Genomic DNA, 10,081 nt, shown 5'->3' with positions numbered 1-10,081 from the left:
GTATATACTAATAAGGGTGAAAAGTAATACAGTTGTTGAGAATTAAAATAGTCAGGAGGTAAATTTATTGAACAATAAAGATAAAGCAGGGTGTCTTGGGTGTTTAGGTATATTAATGATTATAGGAACTATAGGCGGAGTAATTGCAGCTTTTACTAAAGGAATTGAAGGGGGAATTTTTAGTAATTTATTAAAAGCAATTGTTTTAGCAATTCTTGGAATAGTGTTGATTAAAAAAGCAATTAAACATGATAAATATGCTGAAGAAAATGAAGAGAATAATAATAGTAAAAGTCCAAAGGATAATAATGAAAAGAATGATGATAGGAAAGTTAACAATAAAAAATCCAATGTAATAAAAGAGAAGAAGCACCAAGTTAATAATGAAGAAGTAAAAGGTGAGTCTGTTAAAGAAAACCAACAATTTGATAAAAAGTGTGAAGTTGCACAAATAGGTAATGAAAATATTACAAATCAAGAAGATACTTCGGAACCTCTTAAATCTGTTAGAAAAAAATTAGATTTGAATTATACAAAAGCAAGAAAGATTAACGATTCTTTTGTTGTGATAGATTTTGAAACAACAGGTTTAAATTACGAGGAAGATGAAATTATTCAATATGGACTTGTAGAATTTAAAAATGGCGTAATTGTGCATGAAGAATGCAAGTATTTCCAACCGTATTTTAATGAAGTGAGTGAAGTAGTAGAAAATATAACTGGTATTTCGAATGAATTTTTAGCAGATAAGCCTATACTTACTAAGGAGGCGCTTGTTTCTCTGTTAGACCAAATTGAGGGTAAGACGGTTGTTGCTCATAATGCTCCATTTGATATGAAATTTCTTCTATATAACTTATTTGAATTCAATGTTGAACATAAAAAATTCAGAGTTTTTGATACTTTAACTTATGCTAGAAAGCATATAAGTGGAACTGCTAACTATAAATTAGCAACATTAAATAAGAAGTTCAATTTAGCTGATGGATCAGCTCATGATGCATTGAATGATGCGCGAGCAACTGGACAATTAGCGTTGCTGCTTATTAAAAAAATGAACCAAACAAAATAAGCACTATTATGTTATGACTAATTAAGTCTATATAGGATATCAATTATTTAACGTTATTTTAGTACGAGCTGGGATAATCTATCAGTTCGTTAAATGAAGCTTAATCATTTCAAACTTATTTCTGAAATGTCTTTGACTTTTCATCTATCTGTGTTAAACTTAGTACAGTTTAATAAAGAAATCGTAAGTCTTTAATTGAGAGTACAGAGATGCTCCGAAGGCAGATAATTTACATGTTGAAACTAGAGAAAGTAACTAAGTAAACACTTTATTAAGAGGTAATTTTGTATGAACATGAAATTCACCAACCCTGATTGCCATACAAATTTAGTAAAGTAACCGACAAAACAGTTACTGATTTAAATAGTTGAGATAGTAAATCTCGCATGTTCTTCGTATCCCGTGTCTCTCAATTGAGATACGGGATTTTTTTATGGAAAGGTGAGTGCGGGAATGACAGAACGTATTGTATTAGATGATGCAGGTATGCAGCGGACTTTAACACGTATCGCACATGAAATTCTAGAGTATAACAAGGGTACTGAAAATCTTGTGTTGCTTGGTGTGAAAACACGCGGAGAATTTTTAGCGAAACGTATTCAAACGAAGATTCAACAAATTGAAGACGTAAGTGTTCCTACAGGAACATTAGACATCACGCAATTTAGAGATGATTTAGAGTTACCGACACCTAAAATGTCTGAGAAGTCTTATGTCATTGATGTAGACCTTAAAGACAAAGTCGTTATCATCATTGATGATGTGCTTTATACAGGTCGAACTGTACGTGCGTCACTCGATGCAATCTTACTACATTCTCGACCACAAAAAATCGGGTTAGCAACATTAGTGGATCGCGGACACCGCGAATTACCAATACGCGCTGACTTCGTAGGTAAAAATATTCCAACTGCTAAAGACGAAGAAGTTTCGGTCTATGTAGACGAAAAGGATGGTCGCAACGCAGTTATAATTGAATAGCTTACCCTTTTAAATCAGTACGAGAGACTGACAAAGGGTTAGATAAGAACTGTTGTCGACTTACAATCTAGCACGAGAGGCTACAAAGCTTGTAAGAAACAACTTCTAAAGAGGTACACGTGTATCTCAAATAGACAACACCTTCTTATCTTTCCCCCACAATGTCTCTTTGCACGCTGATTGCTGTAAAGAGATTTTTTTATGAAAGGAAGAAAGAGAAATGGAAAATGAACAAATGTTTGAGCGAACGGTGAAACCCGTACTAGATGTCAATGAAAAGCCGAAAGCAGGCCAATGGGCCTTCCTCAGCTTACAACATCTATTCGCGATGTTCGGCGCAACAGTCTTAGTACCATTCCTAACAGGCTTGCCAATTTCAGCAGCATTGCTTGCATCAGGAATCGGAACATTGCTTTATATCTTAATTACAAAATCAATGATTCCAGCGTACTTAGGTTCAAGCTTCGCCTTCATCACACCGATTATTACAGGATTAAGTACACACAGCCTAGGAGATATGCTTGTAGCACTCTTCATGAGCGGTGTGATGTATGTCATCATAGGAATCTTAATCAAATTAAGCGGAATCGGTTGGCTTATGCATTTGTTACCGCCCGTTGTAGTAGGACCAGTCATCATGGTTATCGGATTAAGTCTTGCGCCAACAGCTGCCAACATGGCAATGTTTGAAAACACTGCAGACATGAAAGGTTACAACGTTACTTACTTGATTGTCGCAATGATTACTTTAGTCACAACATTAGTTGTTCAAGGCTACATGAAAGGGTTCTTCTCATTGATTCCAGTCTTAATCGGAATCATTGTAGGTTACATCGCAGGCATCATCTTCGGCATCGTAGATTTCAAACCAGTGATGAAAGCATCATGGTTTGACTGGCCGCACATCTATGTACCATTTGTAGATTATCATCCAAGCTTCCACTTCGGACTGGTGCTCTTAATGGTTCCGATTGTATTCGTTACAGTCAGTGAACATATCGGACATCAAATGGTCATCAACAAGATTGTCGGCAGAAACTTCTTCGAGAAACCAGGTCTTCACAGATCAATTATCGGAGACGGTGTATCTACAATGTTCGCTAGTATCATCGGTGGACCGCCAAGTACAACGTACGGTGAAAACATCGGGGTACTTGCGATAACAAAGATTTACAGTATCTACGTTATCGGCGGTGCAGCAGTCATTGCGATTATCCTGGCATTTGTAGGTAAGTTCACAGCATTGATTTCATCAATCCCAACACCAGTTATGGGTGGGGTATCCATTCTCTTATTCGGTATCATCGCTTCAAGCGGCTTAAGAATGCTGGTTGAAAGCAAGGTAGATTTTTCGGAAAACCGTAACTTAGTAATCGCGTCAGTTATTCTTGTAGTGGGTATCGGCAACTTAATGTTCGATATTCACGGCGTCAAAGTTGAAGGTATGGCACTTGCAGCATTATCAGGTATCGTATTAAACCTAATTTTACCTAAAGCAAAACCGGAAACATCAAATAAATAAACTTTATCCAATTCTTAGGGGGAATTAACAATGAAACAATTAGTATCTATGGAACATTTATCAAATGAAGAAATCTATTCACTTATCGAAACAGCAATCGAATATAAACAAGGTAAGAAAGTTCATAAATTAAATGACACATACGTAGCAAACTTATTTTTCGAAAACTCAACACGCACAAAGTGCAGCTTCGAAATGGCAGAACGTCGCCTAGGTATGCAAGAAATTCCATTTGAAACTAGTACTTCATCTGTTAAAAAAGGTGAATCATTATATGACACATGCAAAACTTTAGAAAGCATCGGCGTAGACGCATTAGTTATCCGTCACCCGCAAAATGATTATTACAAAGAGTTAGAAGGATTAAACATTCCAGTCATTAATGGCGGAGATGGCAGTGGTCAACATCCAACACAAAGCTTGCTTGATATCATGACAATCTACGAAGAATACAAAAAATTCAAAGGCTTGAACGTGTTAATCTGCGGAGATATCAAAAACTCACGTGTAGCACGCAGTAACTACCAAGCACTTACAGCTTTAGGTGCTAACGTTAAATTCGCAGCACCAGACGAATGGGTTGATGATTCACTTGATGCACCTTATGTCAAAATCGATGATGTTATCGAAGAAACGGATATTGTGATGTTATTACGTGTACAACACGAAAGACATGACGGAGAATTAAACTTTGATCCACATGAATACCATGAAAAATACGGTTTAACAAAAGAAAGATACAACCGCATGAAACCAAACGCAATTGTAATGCACCCAGCACCAGTGAACAGAGGCGTTGAAATTGATACAGAATTAGTAGAAGCGCCAAAAGCACGTATCTTCAAACAAATGAAAAACGGCATGTTCTTACGTATGTCAGTCATCAGCCATATTATTGCGGAACAACAGAAAGGGGTTCTTATCGATGTTGCTAATTAAAAATGCAAAAGTATTAAAAGACGGTAAATTAACAGAGTCTTCTATCTTAGTAGAAGACGATAAAGTAAAAGAAATCGCACCAGAAATCACAGTAGGTTCAGAAGTAGAAGTGATCGACGCAAAAGGTCGCTTCGCAGCACCTGGCTTAGTTGATGTACACGTACATTTAAGAGAACCAGGCGGTGAACATAAAGAAACAATTGAAACAGGTACAAAAGCAGCAGCACGCGGCGGATTTACAACAGTATGTCCAATGCCGAATACACGCCCAGTACCTGACACAGTTGAACATTTAGAAAAACTCAACAAATTAATTGAAGATAACGCACGTGTCCGTGTGTTACCATACGCTTCAATTACAATCAGACAAGCAGGCAGCGAATTAGTAGATTTCAAAGGGTTAGCTGAACATGGCGCATTTGCGTTCACAGATGACGGTGTAGGGGTACAAACAGCCGGCACAATGTATGAAGCAATGCAACAAGCAGCTAAATTAAACAAAGCAGTGGTTGCACACTGTGAAGATAACAGTTTAATCTACGGTGGCGCTATGCACGAGGGGAAACGTAGTAAAGAATTAGGTATTCCAGGTATTCCAAATATTTGTGAAACTGTACAAATCGCACGTGACGTATTATTAGCTGAAGCAGCAGATTGTCACTACCATGTATGTCACGTTTCAACAAAAGAAAGTGTACGTGCTATCCGTGATGCGAAAGCAGCAGGTATCAAAGTAACTGCTGAGGTTACACCGCACCACTTATTAATGACAGAAGACGATGTCCCTGGCGACAACGCAATGTACAAAATGAATCCTCCTTTAAGAAGTAAAGAAGACAGAGATGCACTGATTGAAGGATTGTTAGACGGCACAATTGATTGTATCGCAACTGACCACGCACCACATGCAGCTGAAGAAAAAGCACAACCGATGACAAAAGCACAATTCGGTATTGTCGGCAGTGAAACAGCATTCCCATTACTTTACACACACTTTGTAAAAAATGGAGATTGGTCATTACAACAATTAGTGGACTACTTAACAATTAAACCTGCACAGATCTTTGACTTGCCATACGGCATCCTAGAAGAAGGCAAAACAGCAGACTTAACATTAATCGATTTAGAAGAAGAAAGAGAAATCAAAGCAGAAGATTTCCATTCAAAAGCAAGCAACACACCATTCATCGGTTATAAAGTATACGGCAACCCTGTATTAACAATGGTAGCTGGAGAAGTGGCATTCAAGGAGGAATAAACAACAATGTTAGAAAAACGATATCTTGTATTTGAAGATGGTTCAATTTATGAAGGAAGAAAGCTGGGATCAGACAATCTGACAAAAGGTGAGATTGTCTTCAACACAGCAATGACGGGTTACCAAGAAACAATTTCTGATCCGTCTTACACAGGTCAAATTATCACATTCACTTACCCTTTAATCGGAAATTACGGTATTAATAGAGATGATTTTGAATCATTAGTACCGACATTAAGTGGTGTAGTCGTAAAAGAAGCGAGTACACATCCTAGCAACTTCCGTCAACAAAAGACTTTCAACGATGTATTAGTTCAATATGATATTCCAGGTATTTCTGGTGTAGATACACGTAGTATTACACGTAAAATACGTAAACACGGAGTACTTAAAGCAGGTTTTACAGACCACGCTGAAGATATTCCGGCATTCATAGAAGAACTTAAACAATTTGAACTCTCTCGTGACGAAGTACCGATGGTATCGACGAAAACACCTTATGTATCAACTGGCTCAGACTTAAGCGTCGTATTGGTAGACTTCGGAAAGAAACAAAATATCGTTAGAGAACTTAACGCACGCGGTTGTAATGTAACAGTCGTGCCATACAATACACCAGCTGAAATTATTCTTGGCATGTCACCTGACGGTGTCATGTTATCGAATGGCCCAGGAGACCCTGAAGATGTACCAGAAGCTGTGGAAATGATTCAAGGCATTTTAGGCAAAATTCCATTCTTCGGTATTTGTTTAGGACACCAGCTATTCGCATTATCACAAGGTGCTACAGCCTTCAAAATGAAGTTTGGTCATCGTGGTGCAAACCATCCAGTTAAAGACTTAGCAACAGGTAAAATTGCCTTAACGAGTCAAAACCATGGTTATGCAATTGATGAAGCTTCAGTTGCACAAACAGATTTAGAAGTGACACATATTGCCTTAAATGACGGCACAGTGGAAGGATTAAAACATAAAACGCTTCCTGCTTTTTCAGTACAATATCATCCAGAAGCATGCCCAGGACCTACTGATTCAAATTACTTATTCGATCAATTCATTGATATGATGAATGAATTCAAAGCGAAGGAGCGTACAGTCAATGCCTAGAAATAATGACATCAAAACCATTTTAGTGATTGGTTCAGGACCTATCATCATCGGCCAAGCTGCAGAGTTTGATTACGCCGGTACACAAGCGTGTTTAGCCTTAAAAGAAGAAGGTTACCGCGTAATCTTAGTCAACTCAAATCCAGCTACAATTATGACTGACAAAGAAATTGCTGATAAAGTTTATATCGAACCTTTAACACACGACTTTATCGCACGTATCATCCGTAAAGAACAACCTGATGCACTCTTACCAACACTTGGTGGACAAACAGGTTTGAATATGGCTATTCAACTCCATGACAGCGGTGTTTTAGAAGCGAATAATGTACGTTTATTAGGTACGAAATTAAGTTCGATTCAACAAGCAGAAGACCGTGAATTATTCAGAAGTTTGATGAATGATTTAGATGTACCTGTTCCTGAAAGTGACATCGTGCACACAGTAGAACAAGCTTTTGCGTTCAAAGAACAAGTGGGTTATCCATTAATCGTACGTCCAGCGTTCACAATGGGTGGAACTGGCGGCGGTATTTGTCATAACGACGAAGAGTTAAAAGAAGTTGTGACAAACGGATTGCATTATAGTCCCGCTACACAATGTTTAATTGAAAAATCTATCGCAGGGTTTAAAGAAATTGAATATGAAGTAATGCGTGATAAAAATGATAACGCCATTGTGGTATGTAACATGGAAAATATTGATCCAGTTGGTATTCATACAGGTGACTCTATCGTTGTTGCGCCAAGTCAAACTTTGACAGATGTTGAATATCAAATGTTACGTGATGTGTCATTAAAAGTAATTCGTGCATTAGGTATCGAAGGTGGATGTAACGTACAATTAGCACTTGATCCTTATTCAATGAATTACTATATTATTGAAGTTAACCCACGTGTATCACGTTCATCAGCCTTAGCATCAAAAGCAACAGGTTATCCGATTGCGAAATTGGCAGCTAAAATTGCGGTGGGCTTAACATTGGATGAAATGTTGAACCCTGTTACAGGCACATCTTTTGCGGCATTTGAACCTGCGTTAGACTATGTGATTTCTAAAATTCCACGTTTCCCATTTGATAAATTCGAAAAAGGTGAACGTGTACTTGGAACACAAATGAAAGCAACAGGTGAAGTAATGGCCATCGGCCGTACGTACGAAGAATCATTATTAAAAGCCATTCGTTCATTAGAATATGGTGTCCATCATTTAGGATTACCAAATGGAGAAAGTTACGATTTAGACTACATAAAAGAACGTATCTTACAACAAGATGATGAACGTCTTTTCTTCATCGGTGAAGCGATTCGACGTGGTACAACACTCGAAGAAATTCACGAGATGACTAAAATCGATTACTTCTTCCTTAACAAATTCCAACATATTATCGATATCGAACGTGAATTAAAAGCACATAAAGGTGATATCGAATATCTTAAATATGCGAAAGATTATGGCTTCAGTGATAAAGTCATCGCACATAGATTTGATATGGAAGAAGCAGACGTTTATCGCCTCCGCCATGAAAATGATATTAAACCAGTATACAAAATGGTAGATACATGTGCTGCAGAATTTGAATCTGCGACACCGTACTATTATGGAACATATGAAAGAGATAACGAATCTATCGTAACAGACAAAGAAAAGGTTATCGTACTTGGTTCTGGTCCGATCCGTATCGGTCAAGGTGTTGAATTCGACTATGCGACAGTTCATGCTGTATGGGCCATCCAAAATGCAGGCTATGAAGCAATTATCGTCAACAACAACCCTGAAACTGTATCAACTGACTTCTCAATTTCAGATAAACTTTACTTTGAACCATTAACTGAAGAAGATGTCATGAACATCATTGAGCTAGAACAACCAAAAGGTGTCGTTGTTCAATTCGGTGGTCAAACTGCGATTAACTTAGCAGATAAACTTGCGAAACACGGTGTCAAAATTCTTGGTACATCATTAGAAAACTTAAACCGTGCTGAAGATAGAAAAGAATTCGAGGAACTGTTAAATACTATCGATGTGCCGCAACCAAAAGGTAAAACCGCAACCTCTCCTGCAGAAGCTTTAGACAATGCGAGAGAAATCGGTTATCCAGTCGTTGTTCGTCCATCATACGTATTAGGTGGCCGTGCGATGGAAATCGTGTATAATGATGCAGAGTTAGAAAACTACATGAGAGAAGCTGTAAAAGCAAGTCCTGAACACCCAGTACTTGTAGACCGTTACTTAACAGGTAAAGAAATTGAAGTTGATGCGATTTCAGATGGCGAAACAGTAATTATTCCAGGTATTATGGAACACATTGAACGTGCAGGGGTACACTCAGGTGACTCTATTGCGGTTTATCCGCCTCAAACGTTATCTGATGAAGTGATTCAAACTTTAGAAGCGTATACAACGAAACTCGCAAAAGGCTTAGACATTATCGGTTTAATCAATATCCAGTTTGTATTAGCACATGATGGTGTCTATGTCTTGGAAGTGAACCCAAGATCAAGTCGTACTGTACCGTTCTTAAGTAAAATTACAGATATTCCAATGGCACAACTTGCGATGCGTGCCATCTTAGGTGAAAAATTGAGTGACTTAGGTTACAAACCAGGACTTCAACCTTATTCAGAAGGTGTTTATGTTAAAGCACCAGTGTTCAGTTTCAATAAATTGAAAAATGTCGACATTACACTTGGACCTGAAATGAAATCAACAGGTGAAGTCATGGGTAAAGATTTAACATTAGAAAAAGCATTGTTCAAAGGTTTAACTGCGAGCGGTGTGGAAGTGAAAGATCACGGTACAGTGTTAATTACTGTCAGTGATAAAGACAAAGATGAAATGGTTAAAATCGCAAAACGTTTACATGAAGTGGGTTATAAAGTACTCGCAACTTCAGGTACAGCTGCGAAATTAGCTGAAAATCATATTCCGGTTGAAACAGTGGGTAAAATCGGCGGTGAAGATGATTTATTAAATCGCATTCAAAATGGTGAAGTACAAATTGTCATTAACACGATGACAAAAGGGAAAACGATTGAAAGAGATGGTTTCCAAATCAGACGTGCATCTGTAGAAAATGGTGTACCTTGTTTAACATCACTAGATACAGCGAATGCGTTAACGAATGTGATTGAAAGTATGACATTCACAATGAGAAGTATGTAATAGTAATTAAAGTGGTTATAATGAAGATAGATTCAA

7 protein-coding genes are annotated in these 10,081 nt (G+C 37.7%); all 7 read left to right on the top strand.

Annotation, left to right across the window (positions count from 1 at the left end; genetic code table 11):
- Window positions 1-67: 67 nt before the first annotated feature.
- The 7 genes from BU038_RS06750 to carB all read left to right on the top strand — a co-directional run bounded on the left by BU038_RS06750 (window position 68) and on the right by carB (window position 10,045).
- Window positions 68-1,072 (top strand): exonuclease domain-containing protein, encoded by a 1,005-nt coding sequence (locus BU038_RS06750; RefSeq protein ID WP_107605382.1) that lies wholly within the window; start codon window positions 68-70, stop codon window positions 1,070-1,072.
- Window positions 1,073-1,525: 453 nt separating this feature from the next.
- A complete protein-coding gene (gene pyrR / locus BU038_RS06745) occupies window positions 1,526-2,053 on the top strand; it encodes a bifunctional pyr operon transcriptional regulator/uracil phosphoribosyltransferase PyrR (RefSeq protein ID WP_107605381.1) in 528 nt (175 codons plus the stop codon).
- Between the two features lie 220 nt (window positions 2,054-2,273).
- Window positions 2,274-3,575, top strand: coding sequence for a uracil-xanthine permease family protein (locus tag BU038_RS06740; protein ID WP_107605380.1), 1,302 nt, complete (start codon window positions 2,274-2,276; stop codon window positions 3,573-3,575).
- Between the two features lie 30 nt (window positions 3,576-3,605).
- Complete coding sequence (locus BU038_RS06735; RefSeq protein WP_107605379.1) at window positions 3,606-4,514, top strand: aspartate carbamoyltransferase catalytic subunit; 909 nt, start codon at window positions 3,606-3,608, stop codon at window positions 4,512-4,514.
- Entirely contained in the window at window positions 4,501-5,772 is a 1,272-nt protein-coding gene (locus tag BU038_RS06730) for a dihydroorotase (RefSeq protein WP_107605378.1), read from the top strand. Before BU038_RS06735 ends, BU038_RS06730 begins: the two co-directional genes overlap by 14 nt.
- Before the next feature lie 6 nt (window positions 5,773-5,778).
- Entirely contained in the window at window positions 5,779-6,879 is a 1,101-nt protein-coding gene (locus BU038_RS06725) for a carbamoyl phosphate synthase small subunit (protein ID WP_107605377.1), read from the top strand.
- A complete protein-coding gene (carB, locus tag BU038_RS06720) occupies window positions 6,872-10,045 on the top strand; it encodes a carbamoyl-phosphate synthase large subunit (RefSeq protein ID WP_107605376.1) in 3,174 nt (1,057 codons plus the stop codon). The genes BU038_RS06725 and carB overlap by 8 nt, the downstream gene beginning before the upstream one ends.
- Window positions 10,046-10,081 lie beyond the last annotated feature (36 nt).

Source organism: Staphylococcus simulans, assembly GCF_003043455.1.
Classification (GTDB): Bacteria; Bacillota; Bacilli; order Staphylococcales; family Staphylococcaceae; genus Staphylococcus; species Staphylococcus simulans_A.
The sequence above is the reverse complement of the archived record's forward strand: the minus strand, read 5'-3'. Positions and strand labels throughout refer to the sequence as shown.

Coding starts and splice junctions, on each gene's coding strand:
- pyrR (WP_107605381.1), top strand. CDS start 1,526: ATGACAGAACGTATTGTATTAGATGATGCAGGTATGCAGCGGACTTTA.
- BU038_RS06740 (WP_107605380.1), top strand. CDS start 2,274: ATGGAAAATGAACAAATGTTTGAGCGAACGGTGAAACCCGTACTAGAT.
- BU038_RS06735 (WP_107605379.1), top strand. CDS start 3,606: ATGAAACAATTAGTATCTATGGAACATTTATCAAATGAAGAAATCTAT.
- BU038_RS06730 (WP_107605378.1), top strand. CDS start 4,501: ATGTTGCTAATTAAAAATGCAAAAGTATTAAAAGACGGTAAATTAACA.
- BU038_RS06725 (WP_107605377.1), top strand. CDS start 5,779: ATGTTAGAAAAACGATATCTTGTATTTGAAGATGGTTCAATTTATGAA.
- carB (WP_107605376.1), top strand. CDS start 6,872: ATGCCTAGAAATAATGACATCAAAACCATTTTAGTGATTGGTTCAGGA.